Source organism: Bradyrhizobium sp. LeoA1Lang (assembly GCF_055413685.1).
The window spans coordinates 1-24,700 of sequence record NZ_JBVAPG010000124.1 but is presented as its reverse complement, the minus strand read 5'-3'; the positions used below and the strand labels follow the sequence as shown (position 1 = coordinate 24,700).

Here is a 24,700-nt window from a genome sequence, read left to right as displayed (position 1 = left end):
GTCATCTCGGCTTCGAGAATCTCCTGCACCGCACCCTGGATCAGCGGCTTCAGGAACTCCTTGTCCGACCTCAACAACTCTTTGACTGCAGAGACGTCCGTCCTAATCTTCGTCACGGTCATGGCGGATCCAAGCTCCTCTATGAGCGGTGATCTTCGCAATCACCGGACTTACCATGACCGCTTCAGCCTCTCAGCTTTTGCAGAACCTTCCGCACACTACCCCGCAAGCGGGAGAGGTGAAACCTCCCGTCACTTCAATTTGACACGATAGGTGTCGTGACACCCGCCGCAGCGATCGTTGATGGCGGTGTAGGCCACCTTCAACTGATCGAGATTCTTGACCTTGCCCTTGAAGTCGGCGATCGCCTTCGTGACCGGCGGGATCTTGGAATCAAAATCGGCCTTGTTCTGCCAGATCTTGGGCGACGACGTGTAGTGGGCATCCTTCACGTCTTCCTTTGGGTTGGTGGCAAAGACGGTCGCGATCTTCGCGACGTTCGTTTCGAGATCGGAGAGCGCCGTATCGACCGCCTTCTGGTCGTACGGGATATCGCCCTTCACCATTTTCCCGATCACGGTGTACATGCTCTTCGCCTGCGACCGCATCAGGTTATCCTGCTGAACGGCGATCTCCTGCTGAGCCATGACAGCGCTTGCACCGAGCAGCACGCCGCACACCACCATAACCATCCGCTTCATCGGCGAATTCTCCTTTTCGTGAAGCTTTTGCCGGACGTGCCCCTACCGCCGCTTCTCCAGTAGAACCCGTGCGCGGGGATTTATTCCCGCGCTACGAGATCGTCATCAGAGATTATGGCGTCGCTGCGCCTCGCGGATCGCGATCCAGACCCGCTCGGGGGTGGCGGGCATATCGATGTGGTCGATCTTGTATTCGCGCCACAGGCCTTCGACGATCGCGTTGACGATTGCCGGACACGAGCCGATCGCGCCGGCCTCACCCGCGCCCTTGACGCCAAGCGGATTGGTCGCACAGGGCACGTTGTGGGTTTCGAACACGAAGGACGGGCCGTCGGAAGCGCGCGGCACCGCATAGTCCATGAAGGTGCCGGTGACGAGTTGGCCGTCGGTTGCGCTATAGACCGCCTGCTCCATCAGCGCCTGCCCGATACCCTGCATCGCGCCGCCGTGAACCTGACCCGCGAGCAGCAGCGGGTTCAGTGTCACGCCGAAGTCATCGACGATGACGTAGTTCACGATCTTGATGATGCCGGTCGCCGGATCGATCTCGACTTCGGCCAGATGCGTGCCGTTCGGATAGGTGCCGTCGGCACTGGCGAAGGTCGCGCTGGCGTTCAGCTTCGACGGATCGACGCCGGGACGCTTGGCGAGATCGGCAAAGCTGATCGAGCGGTCGGTGCCGGCGATGCGGATCACACCGTCTGATATCTCGAGGTCGCCGGCGCTTGCTTCCAACGCCTGCGCCGCGATCTCCTTCAGTCTGTCGCCGAGCGCGGCGGTGGCGCGCTGCACGCTGACGCCGCCCGACGGGATCGAAGCCGAGCCGCCGGTGCCAAGACCCGTTGCGATCTTGTCGGTGTCGCCCTGCAGGATGTGGACGCGCTCGGGCGGCAGGCCGAACTGTTCGGCAACGAGCTGCGCATAGGCGGTCTGGTGGCCCTGCCCGCTCGATTGCGTGCCGATCAGGATCGAGACGTCACCATTGGGGTCGAGCGCGACATTCGCGGTCTCCTCGCCCATTGTGCCGCAGATCTCGACATAGGTTGCAAGCCCGATGCCGCGCACCAGACCGTTCTTCTTCGCCGCCTTGGCGCGCTTGGGAAATTCCTTCCACTCCGCGATCTCCATCGCGCGCTTCATATGCGCGGCGAAGTCGCCGGAGTCATAGACCTTCCCGGTCGCGGTCTTGTAGGGCAGCGCCTTCGGCGGAATGAAGTTCTTGCGGCGGATCGCATCCGGCGTCATGTCGAGTTTTCGCGCGGTCGCATCAACCAGGCGTTCGACGACGTAAGCCGCCTCCGGCCGTCCGGCGCCGCGATAGGCATCGACCGGCACGGTGTTGGTGAACACGGTGCGGACGCGGCAATGGAAAGCCTGGATGTCATAGAGGCCCGGCAGCATGCCGGCGCCGCCATGCGGAATATACGGGCCGAAGGTCGAGAGATAGCCGCCCATGTCGCCCATCAGGTCGACGTCCATGCCTAGGAACTTGCCGTCCTCGGCGAGCGCCATTCGCGCGGTCGTGACGTTGTCGCGCCCCTGCGAGTCGCCCATGAAGTGGTCGGCACGGTCAGCCGTCCATTTGACGGTCTTCTTCAACTGCCGCGCGGCGACCGCGATCAGCGCATATTCGCGGTAGGGAAACAGCTTGGTGCCGAAGCCGCCGCCGACATCGGGGCAGATCACCCGCATGTTCTCGACCGGGATCTTCAGGATGTTCTGGCAGAGGATGTCGCGCAGGCGATGGCTGCCCTGGCTGCCGATCGTCAGCGTCAGATGATCCTTCTTGGCGTCATACTCGGCGACCGCCGCACGCGTCTCCATGAAGTTGGTGACGATGCGCGGATTGACGATCGAGATTTCCGCGACCGCATGCGCCTTGGCAAAGGCTTCCTCAGTCGCCTTCTTGTCGCCGATCGAGACGTCGAACAGCACGTTGCCCGGCTTGTCGGGCCACACCTGCGGTGCGCCCGGCTTCACGGCGTTGACGACGCCGATCACGGCCGGCAGCGGCGTCCACTGCACGTCGATCGCCTCGATCGCGTCGCGCGCCTGGTCGATCGTCTCGGCGACGACGAAGGCGACGGCGTCGCCGACATGGCGCACTTCGTCCTTGGCCAGGATCGGATAGGGTGGACCGGTGAACGGGTCGGTCTCCAGGTTGAACAGGCATGGCAGATCGCCGAGGTCGCCGACCTCGGCCGCAGTCAGGATCAGGCTGACGCCCGGCAGGCCGCGCGCCTTGGTGACATCGATGGTGAACTTCGCATGCGCATGCGGCGAGCGCAGCACCAGCGAATGCAACGCCGGCTGCGGCGCGACGTCGTCGGTGTAGCGGCCCATGCCGCGAATGAGCGCGTCGTCTTCCTTGCGGCGTACACTCTGGCCGACGCCGAATTTGATGGGGGCTGCCATCGTCACTCCAATTGTCGTTGTTGTCCACGCCATGTTGGCGTGTTTCCCGCCATATTGGCGCGGTTGGGAAAGAAGCGCAAACCGCGAATTGCGGTGCTTGGAAGCACCGCAACAAAAAGCTGATTTGACTTGAAAACTATCCGCGCCGCAGGGCGAAGAGCCATCCGCGCCCGAACAGCACCAGGATGGAAAATCCATAGACGAAGGCGCCGACTGCAATCAGGAGCGCAAGGATGGTTTCGTCACGCAGCACATGCATCTGTGCGAAATAGACGGCCGCGAATCGCTCGGTCCACCAAAGCGCCCCCGCGAGCACGAGGCCGGAGACGGCGAACTTCGCAAAGGTCAGCATCATCAGGCGATCGAGCTCAAGATAGCCGGCGCGCACCGCAAAGCCGAGCACCAGCAACAGGTTGATCCAGGCTCCGACCGCGGTGGCGAGCGCAAGCCCGATCTGGGCGAGCGGGGCCATCAGGCCGATCTTCAGCAGCAGATTGGCCCCCAACCCGGTCAGCGACGCCTTCACCGGCGTTGCCGTATCCTTGCGTGCATAGAACGTCGCAACCGCACTGCGGATCATCACGAACGGGATCAGGCCGATCGAATAGGCCGCCAATGTCGCGGCGGCCGCCGCGGCGTCGGCTTTGGTGAAGGCGCCGCGCGCAAACGCCGCGCGCACGATGATATCGGGCACGGTGAGGAAAGCCGCGACAAAGGGCACGGTGGCAAGCAAGGTGAAATCAAACGCGCGGCGCTGCGCACCCGCAGCCCCCGCCACATCCTGTGCGGTGATCCGCCGCGACATTTCCGGCAGCAGCACGGTGCCGACGGCAATCCCGATCACGCCGATCGGCAGTTGATAAAGCCGCTCGGCGTAATAGAGCGCCGACAGCGCGCCGGCCGCGAGGAACGTCGCGATGATGGTGTCGGCGAACACGGCGACCTGCGTGCCCATCGAGCCCAGCGTCGCCGGCCCGATCGCGCGGAAAAAGGCGCGGACGTCCTCGTCGAGCCGCGGCATGGCAAAGCGCGGCAGCGTGCCGTGCCTCGCCAGATCGCCCGCGAGCAGGAAATATTGCAGGAAGCCGGAGATCAGCACGCCCCAGGCTGCAGCGTGACCTGCACTCGGGAAGAAGGCCGCGAGCGCCAGCGTCGCCATCATCGACAGATTGAGGAGGATCGACGCCCCGGCGGCGCTGGCAAAGCGCTGCATCACGTTGAGCATGCCGCCATAGAGCGTCACCATCGTGATCAGCAGCAGATACGGAAAGGTGATGCGCGTCAGCTCGATCGCAAGCTGTCGCTGCTCGGCGTCATCGGTGAAGCCGGGGGCCAGAACGCGCAGCGCCTGCGGCATGAAGGCCCAGGCCAGCGCCAGCAGGATGAGCTGCGACAGGAACAGAAGCGTAAAGATGCGGTCGGCGAACAGGCGCGCGGACGTGTCGCCGCCCTTGCCGCGGACATGGGCGTAAGCCGGGACGAACGCGGTGTTGAACGCGCCCTCGGCGAAGATCGCACGAAAATTGTTCGGCAGGCGCCAGGCCACCAGGAAGGCGTCGGCAATCGGTCCCGCGCCGAGGATCGCGGCGAGCATGATGTCGCGCGCAAGGCCCGTCAGCCGCGAAAGCAGGGTGTAGCCGCCGACCGTGAAGATGCGTCCAAGCATGCGCCGGTTCTAGCCCAAGGACCGGCGCCGCAAAACGGCGAAATCAGGACGAAAGCGCGCCGCGCACAGCCTCGATGATTCGCCCCTGCGTCGCCTCGTCGAGATAGGCGTGAATCGGCAGGCTGACGACGTCGTTCGAAAGCCGTTCGCTGACCGGCAGGCCGCCCTCCGCCACCGGGAAGTCGCGGTAGGCGGTCTGCTGATGCATCGATTTCGTATAATAGATCGCGGTCGGAACGCCCTGCGCCTTCAGCGCGGCGGCAAAGCCGTCACGGTCGGTGCCCTCGGGCAGGCGGATGGTGTAGCACGCCCAGATCGAGCTGCAGCCGGCGGCGAGACGCGGCACGGTCACGACATTGCCGAGCCCGCGCGCATAGCGCTCCGCAACCTCATTGCGCGCGGCGATCTCGTCCTCGAATATCTTGAGCTTCTCGAGCAGCACGGCCGCCTGCATGGTGTCGAGCCGGCCGGTCAGGCCGAGGCGCACGTTGTCGTATTTGTCGGAGCCCTGGCCGTGCACGCGGATGCTGCGCAGCGTTTGCGCAAGCTCCTCATCGTCTGTGAAGATCGCGCCGCCATCGCCGAAGCAGCCGAGGGGCTTTGCCGGGAAGAAGCTGGTCGTAGTCGCCAGGCCAAAGGTGCCGATCCGCCGCCCCTTGTAGCTGGCGCCAAAGCCCTGGGCCGCGTCATCGAGCACGAACAGGCCCTCGGCCTTGGCGACCGCGGCGATCGCATCATGATCGGCGCTCTGCCCGAACAGGTCGACCGGAATGACGCCGACGGGCTTGAGGCCTCGCGCCTTCGCGGTCGCAATGCCTCGCTTCAGCGAGGCGGCATCCATGTTGAACGTCGCCTCATCGACGTCGACGAAAACCGGCGTAGCACCAGTCAGCGCCACCGATTCGCCGGTCGCGCAGAACGTGAAGGACGGGCACAGCACCGCATCGCCCGGGCCGACCTTCTTGGCCATCAGCACCATCAGGAGCGCGTCGGTGCCGCTGGCGCAGGCCACCACATGTTTTGCGCCCGAGAACTTTGCGAGTTCGGCCTCCAGCGCCGACACTTCTGGCCCATTGATGAACTGGCAATGGGAGAGCACGCGGGAGACCGCCTCATCGACGGAGGTGCCAAGCCGGCGGCGCTGCGCGGCAAGGTCGATGAAGGGAATAGGTTCTGGGCGCATATGCTGGTTCATGGGACCTTGCGGGACGCGTGAGTAAGACTGTCAGCCGGCGACGCGGCGCGGGGCCTTGCGAGCGATGGTCGCGGCGGGCGTGGCCGGCGCTTCCAGACATTTGATCGCGATCTCGAGGCTCGCGACGCCCTCGTTGCCGGATACCGCCGGCTCCTTGCCGCTCCTCACCGCGTCGAGGAACGCAATCAATTCGGCGCGCAACGGTTCGTCGTGGCCAACCGGCAAATGCCGCATCGAATAGCTGCCGTCGGGCTTGAAGCCGAAGCACTCGGTGACCTGCCGGGTCAGGAGATCGCCCATCACATATTTGCCGCGCGTTGCGACCGTGACGCTGCGCGCCTTGAACGGCGTCAGCCAGTTGGTGTTGATATGCGCGAGCACGCCGGAGGCGGTACGGAATTGCAACAGCGCGATGTCCTCGCGCTCGGCCACGGCGCTCGAGAGCTGCGGCTGCACGTCGACGATTTCAGACTCGGTGAACCAGCGGATCAGATCGATGTCGTGCACGGCCAGATCGATGACGACGCCGACATTGGACATGCGCGGAGGAAACGGACCGACGCGGGTGATGCCGATCGAGAGGATGTCTTCGCCCGATATCGCCTGCTTGATCGCGGCCACCGCCGGGTTGAAGCGTTCGACGTGGCCGACCATCAGCGTCACGCCGGCCTCCCGCGCGGCGGTGACGATGTCGTTGCCCTCCTCGACCGTGGAGGCGACGGGCTTCTCGACCAGGATATGGACGTTCTGCGCGATACAGGTGAGCGCGATCTCGTGATGCAGATGGGTCGGCGCCGCGATCGTCACGGCATCGACGCCTTCGGCGAGCAGTTCATCGAGCGTCGCAAACGCCCGGCAGCCGACCAGCGCAACGGCGCGTGCGCGATGTTCAGCCAGGGGATCGACGATCCCAACCAGCGTGACCTCGGGCAATCCCGCCAGCACGCGTGCATGGTTGCTGCCCATGACCCCCGCACCGATCACCCCGACGCGCAAGGCACGCCTGATCCCGGCTTTTGCGGCCAACCCCGACCCTTTGGAACTCATGTGGTTACCCCAACAGACTTTTGGTGGCGCCCATCGGCTGCGCGTTCTTCCCCGGACCAGCCTGATTCACCGAATCAGGCCGCAGCCCTATCCCCTTGTCCTGACGTGCTTTCTTTCCCCGAAGCATCGTCACGCACACGCTATAGCATGCCGTCACAAATGTGGCGAATGCCAACGCGCAAATCCGGACACGTTTTGATTCAAAAGATTACACGGTCTCGCCGGCCATCTGGGACGAAATCGATGCACGGCGCAACCATCAGGTGCGCTGATAATCGTCCTCGATACGGATGATGTCGTCCTCGCCGAGATAGCTGCCGGTCTGCACTTCGATCAATTCCAGCAGGATCTTGCCGGGGTTCTCCAGCCGGTGGACCGCGCCGATCGGGATGTAGATCGACTCGTTCTCGTGCACGATCTTCACCGTTTCGTTGACGGTGACGCGCGCGGCGCCACGGACCACGATCCAGTGCTCGGAACGGTGATGGTGCTTCTGCAGCGACAGCCGCTCGCCCGGCTTGACGATGATGCGCTTGACCTGGTGGCGTTCGCCATTGTCGACTGACTGGTACGAGCCCCAGGGCCGATGCACCTTGATGTGGTTCTCGGTGACCTCCGGCGCCACCGTCTTCAGTTTCGCCACCAGGCGCTTCAGGCCGTTGGCGTCCTTCTGCCGCGACACCAGGATGGCGTCCTGCGTCGCGACCACCACGAGGTCGTCGACGCCCTCGAGCGCGACCAGCGCGCGGTCGGTCCAGACGCTGCTGTTGCGGGAGTCCTCGAAGACCGCAGCGCCGCGCGCGGCATTGCCTTGCCCGTCTTTATCAGACAATTCCCACACCGCGTGCCAGGAGCCGACATCCGACCAGCCGCAGGACACCGGCACCACCGCCGCGCGCGCGGTCTTTTCCATCACCGCATAATCGATCGAGATCGCTCTCGCCGATCCGAACGCATCCGCATCGAGCTTGACGAAGCCGAGATCGCGCTCGGTCTTCGTCACCGCCTCGGTCACCGCCTGCACGCTCGCGGCATCGAAATTGCGGTACTCGTCGAGCAGGACGTCGGCGCGGAACATGAAGTTGCCGCTGTTCCAGAGATAGCCCGACGTGATGTAGTCGGCCGCGGTTGCCGCATCCGGCTTCTCGACGAATTTTGCGACCGCGCGCACCTGCCCCGAAATGCCATCACCGGGGCTGATATAGCCGTATTCGGTGGCCGGGCGCTCGGGATTGACGCCAAAGGTGACGATGCGGCCTGCTTTCGCGGCAATCAGCCCCTCGCGACAGGCGGCGACGAAGGCCTCGGTGTCTTCAACCACGTGATCGGCGGCGAGCGCCAGCACGGTCGCGTCCCTGTCGCGCGCTTGCGCAAAGGCGGCGCCGGCCGCGATCGCCGGCCCCGAGTCGCGCCGCGCCGGCTCGAGCAGCACGTCCGCCTCGCGCCCGATGCCGGCCAGTTGCTCCAGTACCATGAACCGATAGGCGTTGTTGGTGATCACGATCGGCCGCTCGAACAGCGCCGGATCCGACACCCTGAGCAGCGTCTCCTGGAAGGTCGAGCGCGTCCCGAACAACGGCAGGAACTGCTTCGGATGGACCTCGCGCGACGCCGGCCACAGCCTCGTGCCCGCCCCGCCGCACATGATCAGTGGAATAATTCGGTCCATCCTAACCTCGAATTCTGTAATGATCGCGTTGCCCGACGATAGTTAACGTCCTCATCGTTCCTCCGGAACCGATGTCCCTATCCCCTTCACATTGTCGACATCGGCGAAATGCCCGGGGGCACGGAAGCGACCAGCAGTAGATGACAGCCCTTGGCGGGCGGGTTTTCCACCCGCAAGCGCTACCACACCGGCTAGTCCCTTCAGATGAATTTTTGTGGGCAGCGTAAACCTTTATGAGCATGCAAGCCAAATACCCGGGCAACCCGGCAGTCCCCGTTCAGGCCCTCTTTACCCGCCGGTTAGAGGATGCCGCAAGAGCGATCGAACGGCTATTGCAAGATCGGTCCTAAACCCATACCAAGGCGACCAAATTCGGCGCACGGCGCCGATTTGCGCCGTTTTTGACGTCTTTCTCGAACCTGGCAAGCGCTGACGAGATGCGCCGGATACTGCTTTCGACCATCAAGATATTGATCTCGGCTGCGTTGCTTTACCTCTCGCTCCGCAAGGTCAACCTGTATGACCTCGCTGCGCGCATCCGCGTCGAAAGCCTGGGCTGGATCGCTCTCGCGGTCGCGGTGACCTTCCTGCAGATCTTCCTCGGCGTATTGCGGTGGCGCGAGATCAGCGCCGAATGCGGCGCGCCACTCGAAACCCGGCAGGCGATGCGCTTCAACGTGATCGGGACCTTCTTCAATCAGACCTTGCCATCGTCGATCGGCGGCGATGCGGTGCGGCTGTGGCTGGTCGCACGCTCCGGCGCCGGCTGGCGCGCGGCGACCTATTCGATCTTCGTCGACCGCGCCATCGGCCTGATCGCGCTGGCCGTGCTGATCGTTGCGAGCCTGCCGTGGAGCTATCGCTTGATCAACGATCCACAGGGACGGTCGGCGCTGCTCGTGATCGATTTTGCGGCGCTTGCGGCCGGCGGCGGCTTTCTGCTGCTCGGCGCATTGAAGTGGCCGTGGCTGAAGCGGTGGTGGGCGACGCACCACATCCACGCCTGCGCCGTCATCGCAAACAAGGTGCTGTTCAGCCGGGATCGTGGGCCGAAGGTCGCGGTGCTCTCCCTGCTGGTCCACGTCCTGGCCGTCGTCATCGTCTGGTGCGTGGCGCAGTCCATTTCCGCGCCGCTGCTGTTCAGCCAGATTTTTCAACTGGTGCCGCCGGTGATGTTGATCACCATGCTGCCGATTTCGATTGCCGGCTGGGGCGTGCGCGAGGCGAGCATGGGTCTCGCCTTCGGCTACGCCGGGCTGGCGGCCAACGAGGGCGTCAACGTTTCGCTGCTGTTCGGCGCCGTGTCGTTCATCGTCGGCGCATTTGGCGGGCTGGTGTGGATTCTCAGCGCGGAAAAGAAAGCACAAGGGGACAAGCCGATCGAGGTCCCCGAGCAATCGCTCTCGCCAATCGAATGACCAACGCTGATATCGCGCTTTCGCTCGTCGCCGCGGCGCTTGCTGCGTTATTGTCGGCGTTCCTCATTTGGCTGCTGCGGCCGATGCTGTTGCGCGTGGCGCTCGCCAAGCCGAATGCGCGCTCATCCCATCGGATCCCGACGCCGCAGGGCGCGGGGATCGCTGTGATCGCGGCGACGCTGGTTGCGGCGGGCACGCTCGTCGCATTGAGCGGCAGCGGTACCCTCCAGATCCCCCTCGCGGTCTTCGGTGCGACCTTGTTCATCGCCGCCGTCGGCTTTGCCGATGACATCAAGCCCGTGCCCGTGCTGCCGCGCCTGTTGCTGCAGGGATTGGCGGTGGCTGTGATCGTGTTCGCCGCGCCCGGCGATCTCAGGATCGTACCGGCCGTCCCGTTCTGGATCGAGCGCGGCTTGCTGCTGATCGCGGGCCTATGGTTCGTGAACCTCGTCAACTTCATGGACGGGCTCGACCTGATGACGGCGGCCGAAGCAGTGCCGATCACGGCGGCAGTCGCACTGCTCGGCTTTTGGGCGCAGATTCCGCCTTCGACCGCGCTGGTGGCAGCGGCGCTGTGCGGCGCGCTGCTCGGCTTCTCTCCCTTCAATCGTCCGGTGGCAAAGATCTTCCTCGGTGACGTCGGCAGCCTGCCGATCGGACTCCTGCTCGGCTGGTGCCTGCTGCAGCTCGCCTATCACCAGCAGGTCACCGCGGCGTTGCTGCTGCCGCTTTATTACCTGGCTGATGCCACGATCACGCTGCTGCGCCGGCTGATCAACAGAGAGCCATTCTGGGCGGCGCACCGCTCGCACTTTTACCAACGCGCGACGGACAACGGATTTTCCGTGTCGCGCATCGTCGGCGAAGTCTTCGCGCTCAATGTCGCGCTCGCGCTGCTCGCGATGTTGTCGATCCAATTGGATTCGGCCGCGGCGAGCCTCGTTCTGCTGCTCGCAGGCGCGAGCGCGGTGGCGTGGCAGCTCTATAGATTTTCGCGCAGAAACGCCGGTTAATCGATCAGGTGGTCGAAACCGCGCAAGGCGCGCTTCAAGCCCTCATTGAGGCCGATGAGCGGCCGCCAGCCGGTGGACGCGACCTTGGACAGGTCGAGTTCGAGCGAGCCGAACAGGCTCTCATTGGCCTCGTTGCGGCCGGTAATGCTGAACAATGAACTCAACACCGGCCGCGGCATGGAAAACAGGCGCGCCGGTTTGCCTGCTGCGGCGGCGAGGAGCTCGATGAATTCGGGCGTCGACACCTGCTCGTCATCCGCGACAAGGAAAATGTTGAACTGGCCATCCGGATGAGAAAGCCGATGCAGCACGAATGATGTCAGATTCTCCACCGAGACGAACGCACGACGGTTGCGCACGTTCGCAAACGGGAGCGGGACGCCGAGACCGATCGCCTTTTCGAGCAACGCGAGATTACCTTTGGCGCCGAACCCGTAGATCAATGGCGGCCGAATGATCGTGACCGTCATCTGGCTCCCCTGCGCCAAATGTCTCAATCCTGCTTCGGCCGCCGCTTTCGACATTCCATAGAGGCCGCGCGGGGTCAGGACGTCGTTCTCGCTGAATGGCGCGCGACCGTCAGTGCTTCGGCCGTGCACCAGCACGGTGCTGACGAAGATAAAGTGGCGGACACCGGCCTCGGCCGCGCAACGGGCCAGATGCAACGTGCCTTCAAGATTGACGATGCGATAAAGCTCGACGGTGTGTTCCTCCCGCCTGTGATGCACGCGCGCCGCCAGATGCACGACCGCATCGACGCCCTCGAGCGCAGCCCGCCAGTCGGTGACGGGGCCGATCGAATCGATCGTCACCTCGTCGGCGCTGCCTGTCGGGCTGCGGACGGCGCGTCGCACCACCCAACCGTTGCGCCCCAGCACCGGCGACATATGCCGGCCGACGAACCCGCTCGCTCCCGTCACCAACACCACGGGCTGGTCTTTAGTCACGACCGTAACTCCCGATACCGCTCTTCCGATCCAATCAGTCTCTGAATGAGGGCTGCATATCCTGTCAAGGCACGTTCGGGACTATAGCTCCTCGCCACCGCGACAGCCCGCTCCGGCAGCGTCGGATCGGGAGTTCGCGATGCTGCGCGAATCGCCTCGGCCAGTTGCGCCGGAATGCCCGGCGTCACAACCCACCCGAGATCGTGCTCCGCTACCGTCAGCGCGGCTTCGGCATCCGGCTCGGATATGAGGATGACCGGCCGGCCCACCGCAAGCAGATTGTAGAACCGGCTCGGCACCGAGACGCCGGCGACATCCTTTCGATAAGGAATGAGCCAGAGGTCCGCCGCCGACAGGAAATCCTGCAGCTCTTCATCCGCAACGCGGTCCACCAGCGTGATATTGGCAAGCTTCGCCTCGGACTGCATCGATCTCAGTTCGTCGAAGCCCATCCCCCAGCCCGAGAGCAGGAAATGAATGCCGGGATCATCCTTCAGCCGGCGCGCCGCCTCGAACACGATCACAGGATCGTGGGTGAAGCCGAGATTGCCGGAAAGGCCGACGATAAAACGGCCGCCAAGCCCGCGACGGAAGGCATTGTCGGCCGCAACCGGGCGAACCGCGGGGTCGATGGTGGTCCAGTTCGGAATGAATTCGATCTTGTCCCGCGTCATGCCGCGATAGCTCAACAGCAACTTCTCGCTGTCGCGGCCGATGATGACAACGGTGGTCAACGCGCGGAACATCAGCCCATTCATGGCGCGCATCGCTCTGGTGACGATCGAGCCCGGCTTCAACAGGCCGCTCAGGACGAGCACCTCCGGAAACAGATCGTGCATGATCAGGATCGACCGGGCGCGCTTCAATCTGGCCGCGGCGGCGACGGCGTAAGGCAGCACAAAAGGGGCCGTCACCGTCAGCGCGACGTCGCCGGGCTCAAGCCGCCTGAGAAGGGCGAAGAAGGTGCGCGCGGTGAACAGCAGCTCGGCGGTGGCGCGCTTGAGGAGCGCGGCCTTGTCCGGCATCCGGTTCTTGATCTCCTCGACCGCCGGCCGATCGGCTGCCGATTTCGACGCAGAGCGCGGCCATCCCGACAGCACCAGCACGTCCACCTCCTTCGCAAGGCGGTTCGCTATCGCAGCCATGATCGCGGCGGTCGTGCTCTGGTCCGGCGGATAGTGCTGACTGACGACGATGACTTTTCCGGGCTTCTGCATCGGTGGTCTCGCGGATCAGGGGCGGATCACGCGGCGTTCGATCCGAATTCAGGCACGGCATCCTTCAGCACGCCGCGGATCGTGGTGCGATCGTCTCTGGCGATCGCCTCTTCCAGCGCAGCGAGCCATTTGCGCAAGGTCGCCATCGGCGGCTCGTTCGGCCTGGCTGCCATGATTCCGGCAATCCCGATCTCGACCGTCGGCTCCTCACTCGCGAACAGGATCTCGTTCAGCCTCTCCCCCGGCCGTATCCCACTGAAGACGATATCGACGTCGATGCCGGGCTGCAGGCCCGACAGACGTATCATCCGCTCGGCAAGCTCGACGATCTTGACCGGCTGGCCCATTTCGAGAACGTAGACGGAGACGTCGGGTCGCGCCAGCGCCAGCGCATGCGTGGCCGCAGTCAACACGAGATCGCATGCTTCGCGGATGGTCATGAAATAACGCACCATGTCGGGATGCGTGACGGTAACCGGGCCGCCCGCCTCGATCTGCGCCTTGAATTTGGGCACCACCGACCCGTTCGACGCCAGCACATTGCCGAACCGGACCGAGATCAGGCGCATATGCGGCTTGTCGCCGAACTGCGCGGCAAGATCGTGATCGAGCGCCTGGCAATACATTTCGGCAAAGCGCTTGGTCAGGCCCAGCATCGAGACCGGCTCGATTGCCTTGTCGGTGGAGATCATCACCATCGCCTTGGCGCCGGCTTCGCGTGCGGCGTCCGCAACGTTCACCGATCCGAAGATGTTGGTCTTGACGCCCTCGCTCCAGTCGCGCTCGAGAATCGGCACGTGTTTCAGCGCCGCGGCATGGAACACGATGTCGGGCTTGAATTCACGCATCAGCCGCAGGATGCGCTCGCGATCGCGAATGTCGGCGATGCGGCCTTCCACCGCCGCCTCGGCCCCGCGCGCCGCGAGCGCCTCGGTGACCGCATACAGGGCCGGCTCCGAATGCTCGATGACCAGCAGGCGGGCGGCACCGAACGTCGCCACGCGATCGCAGATTTCGGCGCCGATCGAGCCGCCGCCGCCGGTGACGATGACGCTCTTGCCTTTCACCAACCCTTCCAGGCGGGCATAGTCGATCGTCGCGGTCGGACGCAGCAGCAGGTCTTCGACCGCGACATTGGTCAGCCGCGGCGCATCGCCGCCCTCGAGCGATGGCAGGCGGCTGACCATCAGGCCCATCCGCTTTGCCCGCATCAGCACCGATTCCGGATGCGCGTCGGGCTCGAACGCCGACGGCGTCATCACCACCCGCTTGATCGGCTTCTCGCGGCTTTGGAACTCGCGGATCACGGTTTCGACATCGTCGACGCCACCGAGCACCGGGATGTTGCGGATCTGCTGGCCGAGGTCGGAATTCGACGGCGACAGCACGCCGACCGGCCAGATCCGCTTGATGGCGCCGTTCTCGATCCCGCGCAGCACGATCTCGGCATCCGCCGCACGCCCGACCAGGAGCGTCGGCGCCGCGTCATCGGTGCGGGCATGGTGGCGCGTGCGCGAGTAGCGAAAATAGCGGTAGGCGAAGCGAAGCGCGCCCAGCGAGAACACCTGGAGGAAGAAATAGAGGACGATGGTGATGCGGCCGAAAAACACGGTTCCGTGGAAACTCGGCGCGATGAAGAAGAAGACGTAGTCGAGAACGACCAGTGCCAGCGTCAGGACTGCCGAGGCGCGCAGGATGTTGAGGGCGTCCGGCAGCGAGATGAAACGCCATTTCGAGGTGGTGAGATTGAAGACGTAACAGATGATCACGCTGAAGACGACAAACCAGGGCAGGATGCGCAGCAGCAACGGCAGGCGATCCGTGAGCAGATCGCCCTCGAAGCGCAGATAGAATGCGGCCAGGAGCGCGAATGCGGTCGCGACCGCGTCATGCATCACGATCAGGAAGTTGCGTGTCGTGAGTTGAGAGAAGCGCGTCATGTGACGGATGGGCCAAGGACCAAGAGGTTTGCAACAGCGTTCGGGGCTGCTGATAGCCCATATGCAGCGCGCAGGCCAGAGATCATGGCGTGACCGAAGTCGGCGGTTTTACGGCCGCGCCGTCCGATTTCGCCTTCAGCACCATGCCGCCGGCGACGCCGACGCCGAGTACGTACATCCAGCCCTCGTGGAAATCGAAGATGTGCGAGTTGAACAACGAGGTAAAGATATTCTGCACGACCACCAAGAGCCCGATCCAATTGACCAGTCCCTCGCCCCGAAACAGTCTTAAATGCCAGAACCAAATGGCATAGAGGATGACGACGCCAACAATGCCCCATTGCACGGCGACATTCAATGTCTGGTTGTGCGGATTGCCAACCACGTCGCTGGTCGCCTTGAGCTCCTCGGCGGACACCTCGGTCGCGACCTGCGCGAACAGCCCGCGGATGGAGCCGGTGCCGTGGCCGATCAAAGGCGCGTCGGCGATGAAGCCCAGCGATTTGCGCCAGTATTCGAGCCGGAGCCCGATCGAGGTCGCTCGGTTCTGCTCCTTGTATTCCCGATAGTCCTTGCTGAAGCTCTCCGCTGTCGAGTGCAGTTGCGGCGAGGTCTGCCAGGCGACCGCCGCCAGCACCGCCACCGCTGCAGCAATGATCAGGATGCTGCGCCATCTCAGATGCAGGAAGGCGAACACCGCAAGCATCACGGGCACCGTGACCAGCGCCGTCCGCGAGACGATCACAAAGGCCATGTTGACGAAAAAGCTCAAGGCGATCGCGACCAGCAGGCCGGCCAGCGCGAATCTCTTCGCGCGCAGGAGGGTGATAATGGGATAGGCCAGCGCCACCGCACACAGCGTGAACTCCTGGCTCTGGTCGATATAGTTCTTCACGAAGATGCCGCGCTCGGCGTCAATAGGCGGTTTCAGCGACAGGCTGGGCTGCAGGAACACCAGCCAGGACATCACCACCAAGAGCGTGCAGGAGATCAGGAACGCGGTGAACACCCACATCCCGCGGGTCGAGCGCTCGAAATGGTAGAGCAGGAACGGCAGCACCAGGAGCTTGGCCGTCGGGCTCAGGGCATAGGTGCGCGCGCCCCAGGGCGCGTCCGACCACAGCATGCCGACGACCGCAAGCAGGAACAGTGCGATCGGCAGCGCGACGATCGGCCGCTTCAGCGATTGCACGAAAGACTTCAGATCGAGCGTCGGCGCGACCACGATCACGAACACTGCGCCGAAGATGCCGACCAGCGAGGTCGACCAGGGCAGCGACAGCGCGAGCAGCACGGCGACGATGTCGGCCGCTTTGGTCCAGGCGGCTGGGTTGCGCCAGGCCGGCAGCGCGGCGGCTGCGGGAGAAAAGCCCGCCGCCGTGCTCACGCCTTGCCTCCGCGGGCGCGGGCGACCAGCGAGGTCGTGCTGAAGCCGGGCAGGATGTCGACCAGCAGCACCTCGCCGCCATGGGCTTCGACGATCTCGTGGCCGACCACCTGCGCGCGGGTATAGTCGCCGCCCTTGACCAGGACGCTCGGCTTGATCGCCGTGATCAGGTTGATCGGCGTGTCCTCCTCGAAAATGGCGACGAGATCGACCGCCTCCAGCGCCGCCAGCACTTCGGCACGTGCGCGCTCGTCCTGCACCGGGCGTCCCTGCCCTTTCAGCCGCCTGACGGAGGCGTCGCTGTTGAGGCCGACGATCAGCCGGTCGCAGGCGCCGCGCGCCGCCGTCAACACCTTGACGTGGCCGGGATGCAGGATGTCGAAGCAGCCATTGGTGAAGCCGACGCGCAGGCCCTGCCGGCGCCATTCGCTGAGCTGGGCGCCAAGATCGCCGCCGGCCGCGACGATCTTCTCTTCCGCCGCAAGCGAGGCATGCGGCAGGATCTTGCGCCTGAGCTCGGCCGGCGTCACCGTCGCGGTGCCGGTCTTGCCGACGGCGACCGCGGCCGCCGCGCTCGCCACCCGCAACGCGGTCTCCCAATCGGCGTTGGCAGCGAGCGACAGCGCGAGCGCAGCCGCAACCGTGTCGCCGGCGCCGGAGACATCGCGGACCTTCACCGGCAACGCCGGCACGTGCACGGTTTCGCCGGCACGCACCACCAGCGTCATGCCGTGCTCGCCCTGTGTCACCAGCATCGCCTCGCAATCGGCGAGCCGCATCGCATCCTCCGCTGCTTCGGCGATCGCATCGGGCGTATCGGCGCGGCTCCGGGTCGCCTCGGCGAATTCCTTGCGGTTGGGGGTGAGCAGCGTCGCGCCGCGATAGATCGCGAGATTGAGGCTTTTGGGATCGACGATCACGCGCTTGCCAAGCTTGCGCGCAGCGTCGATGGTGTTGCGGATCACGCGCGCGGTCAGCACGCCCTTGGCATAGTCCGACAGCAGCACGATGTCGGCGCGGGCAAGTTCCGGAATGATCGTGTCGATCAGTTGCTGCTCGATCTCGCCTGCCGCCGGCTGCGCCTGCTCCCAGTCCGCGCGCAGCATGTGGGTGGAAAAATGCTCGGAGACGAAGCGCACCTTCCGCGTCGTCGGGCGCGCGCTGTCGCACACCAGCCGGCTTTCGATGCCGCTCTCCGCCGCCAGCGCCGCCTTCAGTCTCGCGCCCGTTTCGTCCTCGCCGACGAGGCCGACAAAAATGCAGCGGCCGCCGAGCGAAGCGATATTGCGCGCGACGTTACCGGCGCCGCCGACATTGGTCTCGCTGCGCTGGACCGCGATCACCGGCGCCGGCGCCTCCGGCGAAATTCGCGACACCTCGCCATAGACGAATTCGTCCAGCATCAGGTCACCGATGCAAAGCACGGTCTGACGGGAAAGCGCCTGCGACAGGGTTTCGAAATCGAACATCTGTTTCCTTGGCCCGTTCCTTGGCCCGTCAGCGATAGCGGTCGGGACGATCGAGGAAGCCGTTCACGTAAGCATCGACGGCGTCCTCGAGCCGCGTGAAACCGCCGTTATAGCCCGCACGCTGCAGGCGATCGACATCGGCTTGCGTGAAATATTGATAGCTGCCCCTGATCTGTTCGGGCATATCGACATACTCGATGTTCGGCGGCCGCCCGAGCGCGGCATAGGCCGACAGCATCAGGTCCTTAAAACTGCGCGCGGTGCCGGTTCCGACATTGAACAGTCCGCTGACCGAAGGCGTGGCGAGCAGCCACATCATCACCCGCACGGTATCGTCGACATAGATGAAGTCGCGCCGCTGGTCGCCATCGACGATGCCATCGCGATGCGACTTGAACAATTGCACCACCCGGCCTGCCTTGATGTCGTCGAAGCGCCGCGCCAGCACGCTCATCATGGTGCCCTTGTGATATTCGTTCGGCCCGAACACGTTGAAGAATTTCAGGCCCGCCCATTGCGGCGGCAGCTTTTCGCCGCGCGCGGCGCGCTCGGCCACAGTGAGATCGAACAGATGCTTGCTCCAGCCGTAGAGATTCATCGGCCGCAGCTTCTTCAGCGCTTCGACCGTCTGCTCGTCGCGAAATCCTGCTTCGCCGTCACCATAGGTCGCAGCCGAGGACGCATAGATCAGCGGCGTCGCATTCGCCGTGCACCAGTCGAGCAGCCGGAGCGACAGGCGGAAATTGGTCTCGATCACGAGATCGCCGTCGGTCGCCGTGGTCTCGGAGATCGCGCCGAGATGGATCACCGCATCGAGCTGCCGCCCCGACAGCCACGCCGAAAGCTCCGTGGGCGGCACGAAATCGGCAAGCTGGCGTTTTGCCAGGTTGCGCCACTTGCCGTCATGGCCGAGCACGTCGCACACGACAACGTCCATGCGGCCGGCGTCATTCAACGCGGCCACGACATTCGACCCGATAAAACCGGCCCCGCCGGTCACCAGCAACATGCCGATCCCTGCCCTGATTTGTGCGGCGCCAGCTTTGCCCCAGTCCGGTGGTGCAGGCAACTTGCCCGGTGGAAGAATTCCATCTCACTTTACCTCCGGAGGGAGAGGGGCTACCGACGAGGCCGCAAAAGCGCCCGGTTCCCGCACAGAAGATATGAATATTGATTCAATAGAAGGCATTGAGGTCGAGGACGCCGGCGATACCCGCCCGATCCTGATCATCCCCTATATGTGGATCGGCGATTTCGTGCGCGGCCATACCGTGGTGCGGGTACTGAAACAGCGCTGGCCGAATCGCCCCGTCGACATGCTCACGACCTCGCTCTGCGCGCCGCTGGTCGACTACATGCCTGATGTCCGCGGCAAGATCGTCTGGGATTTGCCGCGCGGCCGCCTGGCGGTGGCAAAACAGTTCGGCTTGGCAAGGGAATTTCGCGCCCGCGGCTACCAAACCGCCCTGGTCATGCTCCGCACCTGGAAATCGGCGATCGCGCCGACGCTGGCCGGCATCCCGGAGCGGGTCGGCTTTTTCGGCGAGGCGCGGTTCGGCCTCATCAATCGGATGCGCTGGGGCGAGAAGAAGCTGGATCGCATGGTCGACCAGATGTCGGCGCTCGCTTTGCCCGTGGGTGCGAAATTCCCGTCCGAATGGCCGGTGCCGCAACTCAGGGTTCCCGCCGAGGAAACCGAGCGCTGGCGGCAAGCCAACGGTCTGGGGCGCGGTCCCGCGATCGCGCTGGCGCCCGGCTCGGTCGGCTCGGGTAAACGCTGGACCTATTACGGCGAGGCCGCACGGCTGCTCGCGGCGCACGGTTTCGACGTCTGGGTGGTCGGCGGCCCCGGCGAGAAGGCGCTGGCCACGGAGATCGTCGCCGCCGGCGGCGCCGGTGTCCGCGACCTGACCGGCACCGATCTGCGCAATGGTATCCTGGCGATGGCCGCAGCGAGCGTCGCGATCTCCAACGATTCCGGCCTGATGCACGTCGCGGCCGCGCTCGGCACGCCAACCATGGGCATTTTCGGCCCCACCAGCCCCTATCATTGGGCGCCGCTCAACGGTCTGGCGGCCACCGTGGTGACCAAGACACATGTGCCGTGCCAGCCCTGCCATCGCCCGGTCTGCACCATGAACGACCACCGCTGCATGCGCGATATCCCGGCCTCCGACGTGGCCGATATCGCCGAGCGCGTGCTGGCTCAGGCGAGCGCGCGATAGACCGCGGCGATCCCGCTTGCCTCCGCGTCGAGACTGAATTTCTCCACCACGCGCGCCCGCGCCCGCTCCCCCATCGCCGCCGCAGCCGCCGGATCGCGCATCAACGGCTCGAGCGCCGCACAGAGCGCATCGACGTCTCCCGGCGGCACCAGCACGCCGGTGACGCCATCCTCCACCACGAATTCGGCCGCGCCCGCGCGCGCCGCCACCAGCGCCGCGCCTGATGACATCGCCTCGATCAGCGTCAACCCAAAGCCCTCGTTGCGCGAAGTGAAGGCATAGATGGTCAATCTCTGGTACCAGCGTTCGACCTCCTCGATCGGCACCTCCGCGGTGATCCTGATCCGCGATGTCAGCCCCGCCGCTTCGATCCGCTGCTTCAGCCCGCTCGCAAATCCCTGCTGCTCGGGCACCACGGCGCCGACAAGCACCGCGGAAAAATCCGGATAGCGCGGCAACAGCCGGCACATCGCCTCGACAAAGACGTCGCTCCCCTTCTGCGCACGCACGCGGCCGAAGCAGCCGATCGCATAGCCCCCAGGCAGGCCGCTTTCCGCAAACGCCGCCGCGCGGTCAGCCGGCGGCGCGTAGCGCTCGGTGTCGACGCCATGCATCACCACTGTCGCCTCGCGCTTGAGGAAGGACGCAGACAACGCGCTCGTCGCGATCACCGCATCCATCTGTCGGATCAGCCAGCGCGTCAGCCAGGTGTGGTGACGTTGCGCGGCGGACGTGAACACGAGCTTCAACGGCCAGCCGAGCGCGCGCAACAGAACGCCTGCAATCATCTCGTCATTGCGCCGCGCGTGCCAGATCAGCGGCACAGGGCGGCGCCATAGTTTCAGGAGATCGACGAAGCCCATGCGCGCGATGCCCTCGGGCGCATGCGAGCCGAGCCAGGCGGCGCGGAACATCGTCGCGAGCTTTGGTGCGACCATGCGGTTGGTCGCGGTCACGCCCGAATAGCGCCTGTGCAGATTCGGCACGATCAACTGCAGATCAGCGGCCGGATTGTTCTCGATCGGCGCATTGGCTCCCATTGGGTCCCCCTTTGCAGGAGTTCGTATACGCAACATTAAGCATAGGGGCCAGTTCTCAGGCCACGAAACCCCCTCTTCATCGCGGCCCCGCTAACATCCCGTGAAAATAACCGGGGAGAGGTAGTCATGACCGTGCTCGTCACCGGCGGCGCCGGCTATATCGGAAGTCACATGGTGCGCGCGCTGGTCGATGCCGGCGAAAGCGTCGTGGTGGTCGACAACCTCTCCACCGGTTTCTCCGCCCTTCTGCCCGAAGGCGTGCCGCTGTTCATCGGCGATGCCGGCGACGAAAATCTCGTCGAGGGCGTGATCGCCCAGCATGGCGTCGAGAGCATCGTCCATTTCGCCGGCTCCGTGGTGGTCCCGGAATCGATGCGCGATCCGCTCGGCTACTACCGCAACAACACGATGACCACGCAGAGCCTGTTGAACGCGGCGGTCAGATCCGGCGTCAGCCGCTTCATCTTCTCCTCCACCGCCGCCGTCTATGGCAATCCCGAAGAGGTGCCGGTGCCGGAGACCGCGCCGACGCGGCCGCTGTCGCCCTACGGCATGTCGAAGCTGATGACGGAGATCATGCTGCACGATGTGGCGACCGCCCACGGCATGAGCTATGTCGTGCTGCGCTATTTCAACGTCGCCGGCGCCGACCCGCTGGGCCGCATCGGGCTTTCCACCATCGGCGCGACCCATCTGCTCAAGATCACCGTCGAAGCCGCCACCGGCCAGCGCGCCAAGGTCGACGTGTTCGGCAGCGACTATCCGACGCCGGACGGCAGTTGCATCCGCGACTTCATCCATGTCACCGATCTCGTCGAGGCGCATCGTTCCGCGCTGTCTTATTTGCGTGCCGGCGGAGGTTCGGTCACGCTGAATTGCGGCTATGGCCGCGGTTATTCGGTGCTGGAGACGATCGAGGCGGTGCGCCGCGTCTCCATGCGCAATTTCGCCGTGTCCCATGCGCCGCGCCGTCCCGGCGACATCATGACCATGGTCGCCGACACCGGCCGCATCCGCACGCTGCTGGACTGGACGCCGAAATACGACGATCTCGAAACCATCGCGGCGCATGCGCTGGCCTGGGAGCAAAAGCTGTTCCTGGAGCGCGGCGGCCCGCTCCAGCAGGCGGAATCGGCCTGAAAATCAAGCCGTTATTTGACTTGAAATTGGCTTGAAAAAACGCGCTTTCGCAGGCAAGGAGTCCCTCAAGCCTGACGCTGGCGCGCGCCCGCTTCCTAACAACGCGGCGTCAAGGGAATGCGGATGACCGAGCCTCCAAAAAAGATAACCGACGACCCCTATGGGGCGGCGATCCTGATTCGCCGTCTGATCGCCGAGCAAGGGCTCACCTATTGGCGGCGCTATCTGCAAGCGTTCGTCCTGATGGCGATATCGGCCGGCGCCACCGCCGGCGCCGCCTATATCCTGGGTCAGGTGATCAACCAGGCCTATATCGACAGGGACATTGCCGCCATCGCGCGTCTCTCCGGCGTTACGGTCCTACTGCTGTTCGTCAAGGGCATGGCGACCTACGGCCACACCGTGATCCTGGCGAAGATCAGCAATGCCATTCTCGCCAACAACCAGCGGCAGCTCTTCGCCAAGCTGATGAGCGAAAGCATCGGCTTCTTCTCCGAACGGCATTCGTCGGAATTCCTGGCACGGCTGACTGCCGGCGCCAAGTCCATCACCGACGTCCTCAACATGCTGATCAACGCCATCGGGCGCGATCTCTTGACGCTGATCGCCATGATCTGCGTGATGGTGTTCCAGGATCCGGTGCTGTCGTTCATTGGGCTCGTGGTGGTGCCGCCGGCGATGCTGATCCTGCGCAAGCTGGTGAAGCGCATCAAGGGCCTCGCCTACAACCAGTTCACCGGCACCGCCGACATCCTGGAGACCATGCAGGAATCGCTGCAGGGCATCCGCACCGTGAAGGCGTTCACGCTGGAAGAAACGATGAAGCGGCGCATCGACGCGAACATCACGGCCGTCGAGCGCAACGCCAACAAGATGGCGCGGGTCGCCAACCGCTCGAATCCGCTGATGGAGATGCTCGGCGGCTTCGCGGTGGCCGGCTGCCTGCTCTACGGCGGCTACAGCGTCGTCGCGCTCAACGCGACCCCCGGCGCATTCTTCTCCTTCATGACCGCCTTCCTGATGGCGACCGAGCCGGCAAAACGCCTGTCGCGGCTCAACATCGATCTCAACAGCCAGTTGGTCGGCGCGCGGATGCTGCTCGAAGTCGTCGACAGCCCCGCGAGCGAACGCTCCGACGACGACAAGCCGGCGCTGAAATTGACCGAAGCGCGGATCGAACTGCGCGATGTCGGCTTTGCCTATCGCGCCGACGCGCCGGTGCTGAGCCACATGAGCTTCGTCGCCGAGCCCGGCAAGGTCACCGCGCTGGTCGGCCCCTCCGGCGGCGGCAAGTCCACGGTGCTGGCGCTGCTGCTTCGCTTCTATGAGGCGAGCGAGGGCGACATCCTGATCGACGGCCAATCGATCGCCTCGGTATCGCGGCGCTCGCTGCGCCAGCAGACCGCCTATGTCGGCCAGGACGTCTATCTGTTCCGCGACACCATCCGCAACAACATCGCCTTCGGCAAGCCCGGCGCCACGGAAGAGGAAATCATCGACGCGGCCAAAGCGGCCTGCGCGCACGACTTCATCACGGGCTTCCCGCTCGGCTATGACACCCCTGTCGGCGAGCTCGGCACGCAGCTTTCCGGCGGGCAGCGCCAGCGCATCGCGGTGGCGCGCGCGCTGATCAAGAACGCGCCGATCATCCTGCTTGATGAAGCGACCGCCGCGCTCGATTCCGAATCCGAAAAGCAGGTGCAGGAGGCGATCGAGCATCTCTGCCAGAACCGCACCACGATCGTGATCGCGCATCGGCTGCACACCATCATGCATGCGGATGCGATCCTGGTGGTCGAGGGCGGCCAGATCGTCGAGCGTGGACGCCATGACGAGCTGCTTCGCCGCGGCGGCCGCTACGCCTCCTTCTTCCGCCTGCAACACCACGACACCCGCCCGCTCACGCTGGCCCCGATCAGCGCCACCGGCTAGAGCATGATGACAACAGCAACCAACACGACGCTGCGCCCCCTCTCCCGCTTGCGGGAGAGGGTTGGGGTGAGGGTGCCTCCACGATGGGACTTTCCGTGGGGAGAGAACCCTCACCCGGCGCTACGCGCCGACCTCCCCCGCAAGCGGGGGAGGTGAACCTCCTCCGAATGAGTGGACACCTGTAGTAGGCTCATTGAGCCCGGAGGTGTTGAATGGAACGTCAACGTCGGTCATTTACCGAAGAATACAAGCGCCAGACCGTCGAGCTGGTGTTGTCGA

The 24,700-nt window shown here is 64.6% G+C and carries 18 protein-coding genes and 1 pseudogene; 5 read left to right on the top strand and 14 right to left on the bottom strand.

Going from position 1 to position 24,700, the window contains the following annotated elements:
- The 7 genes and pseudogenes from ACZYOF_RS31535 to ACZYOF_RS31505 form a co-directional block, all read right to left on the bottom strand.
- Positions 1-122 (bottom strand): annotated as a pseudogene (locus ACZYOF_RS31535) (IS256 family transposase); the annotation flags it as partial.
- A gap of 129 nt (positions 123-251) precedes the next feature.
- Entirely contained in the window at positions 252-701 is a 450-nt protein-coding gene (locus ACZYOF_RS31530; protein WP_130583334.1) for a c-type cytochrome, read from the bottom strand.
- A gap of 105 nt (positions 702-806) precedes the next feature.
- Complete coding sequence (locus ACZYOF_RS31525) at positions 807-3,116, bottom strand: xanthine dehydrogenase family protein molybdopterin-binding subunit (RefSeq protein ID WP_463718198.1); 2,310 nt, start codon at positions 3,114-3,116, stop codon at positions 807-809.
- 136 nt (positions 3,117-3,252) lie between these two features.
- Positions 3,253-4,782, bottom strand: coding sequence for a murein biosynthesis integral membrane protein MurJ (gene murJ, locus ACZYOF_RS31520; RefSeq protein ID WP_463718197.1), 1,530 nt, complete (start codon positions 4,780-4,782; stop codon positions 3,253-3,255).
- 43 nt (positions 4,783-4,825) lie between these two features.
- Positions 4,826-5,977, bottom strand: coding sequence for a DegT/DnrJ/EryC1/StrS family aminotransferase (locus tag ACZYOF_RS31515; RefSeq protein WP_463718196.1), 1,152 nt, complete (start codon positions 5,975-5,977; stop codon positions 4,826-4,828).
- Between the two features lie 30 nt (positions 5,978-6,007).
- Complete coding sequence (locus ACZYOF_RS31510) at positions 6,008-7,024, bottom strand: Gfo/Idh/MocA family protein (protein ID WP_282527754.1); 1,017 nt, start codon at positions 7,022-7,024, stop codon at positions 6,008-6,010.
- 259 nt (positions 7,025-7,283) lie between these two features.
- Positions 7,284-8,693 carry a mannose-1-phosphate guanylyltransferase/mannose-6-phosphate isomerase gene (locus tag ACZYOF_RS31505; RefSeq protein WP_463718195.1) on the bottom strand — a complete coding sequence of 470 codons (1,410 nt, stop codon included), beginning with the start codon at positions 8,691-8,693 and terminating at the stop codon, positions 7,284-7,286.
- Between the two features lie 437 nt (positions 8,694-9,130).
- Between ACZYOF_RS31505 and ACZYOF_RS31500 the strand changes: the two genes are divergently transcribed.
- Entirely contained in the window at positions 9,131-10,111 is a 981-nt protein-coding gene (locus tag ACZYOF_RS31500) for a lysylphosphatidylglycerol synthase transmembrane domain-containing protein (protein WP_463718194.1), read from the top strand.
- Entirely contained in the window at positions 10,108-11,124 is a 1,017-nt protein-coding gene (locus ACZYOF_RS31495; RefSeq protein ID WP_463718193.1) for an MraY family glycosyltransferase, read from the top strand. The genes ACZYOF_RS31500 and ACZYOF_RS31495 overlap by 4 nt, the downstream gene beginning before the upstream one ends.
- Here the strand turns inward: ACZYOF_RS31495 and ACZYOF_RS31490 are convergent.
- From ACZYOF_RS31490 to rfaD, 6 genes are all read right to left on the bottom strand, one after another.
- A complete protein-coding gene (locus ACZYOF_RS31490; RefSeq protein WP_130582527.1) occupies positions 11,121-12,071 on the bottom strand; it encodes an NAD-dependent epimerase/dehydratase family protein in 951 nt (316 codons plus the stop codon). The two genes, ACZYOF_RS31495 and ACZYOF_RS31490, sit on opposite strands and share 4 nt — an antisense overlap.
- Positions 12,068-13,288: a glycosyltransferase family 4 protein gene (locus tag ACZYOF_RS31485; RefSeq protein WP_463718192.1), complete on the bottom strand. Its 1,221-nt coding sequence runs from the start codon at positions 13,286-13,288 to the stop codon at positions 12,068-12,070. Before ACZYOF_RS31485 ends, ACZYOF_RS31490 begins: the two co-directional genes overlap by 4 nt.
- A gap of 26 nt (positions 13,289-13,314) precedes the next feature.
- Entirely contained in the window at positions 13,315-15,228 is a 1,914-nt protein-coding gene (locus tag ACZYOF_RS31480; protein ID WP_463718191.1) for an SDR family NAD(P)-dependent oxidoreductase, read from the bottom strand.
- Positions 15,229-15,310: 82 nt separating this feature from the next.
- Positions 15,311-16,615, bottom strand: coding sequence for an O-antigen ligase family protein (locus ACZYOF_RS31475; protein ID WP_463718190.1), 1,305 nt, complete (start codon positions 16,613-16,615; stop codon positions 15,311-15,313).
- Entirely contained in the window at positions 16,612-18,084 is a 1,473-nt protein-coding gene (gene rfaE1 / locus ACZYOF_RS31470) for a D-glycero-beta-D-manno-heptose-7-phosphate kinase (protein WP_463718189.1), read from the bottom strand. Before rfaE1 ends, ACZYOF_RS31475 begins: the two co-directional genes overlap by 4 nt.
- 28 nt (positions 18,085-18,112) lie before the next feature.
- Positions 18,113-19,093 (bottom strand): ADP-glyceromanno-heptose 6-epimerase, encoded by a 981-nt coding sequence (gene rfaD / locus ACZYOF_RS31465; RefSeq protein ID WP_463718188.1) that lies wholly within the window; start codon positions 19,091-19,093, stop codon positions 18,113-18,115.
- Positions 19,094-19,247: 154 nt separating this feature from the next.
- On the opposite strand from rfaD, the gene waaF reads away from it, so the two are divergent.
- Positions 19,248-20,309 carry a lipopolysaccharide heptosyltransferase II gene (gene waaF, locus ACZYOF_RS31460; RefSeq protein ID WP_463718187.1) on the top strand — a complete coding sequence of 354 codons (1,062 nt, stop codon included), beginning with the start codon at positions 19,248-19,250 and terminating at the stop codon, positions 20,307-20,309.
- Here waaF and ACZYOF_RS31455 read toward each other — a convergent pair.
- Entirely contained in the window at positions 20,291-21,349 is a 1,059-nt protein-coding gene (locus ACZYOF_RS31455) for a glycosyltransferase family 4 protein (protein ID WP_463718186.1), read from the bottom strand. The two genes, waaF and ACZYOF_RS31455, sit on opposite strands and share 19 nt — an antisense overlap.
- A 126-nt stretch (positions 21,350-21,475) precedes the next feature.
- Here ACZYOF_RS31455 and galE point away from each other — a divergent pair, with 126 nt between their 5' ends.
- The gene (gene galE, locus ACZYOF_RS31450; RefSeq protein WP_463718185.1) at positions 21,476-22,489 is read left to right on the top strand and encodes a UDP-glucose 4-epimerase GalE; all 1,014 of its coding nucleotides are present in this window, start codon (positions 21,476-21,478) and stop codon (positions 22,487-22,489) included.
- A gap of 123 nt (positions 22,490-22,612) precedes the next feature.
- Positions 22,613-24,421, top strand: coding sequence for an ABC transporter ATP-binding protein (locus tag ACZYOF_RS31445; RefSeq protein ID WP_463718184.1), 1,809 nt, complete (start codon positions 22,613-22,615; stop codon positions 24,419-24,421).
- The last annotated feature ends 279 nt before the right edge of the window (positions 24,422-24,700 follow it).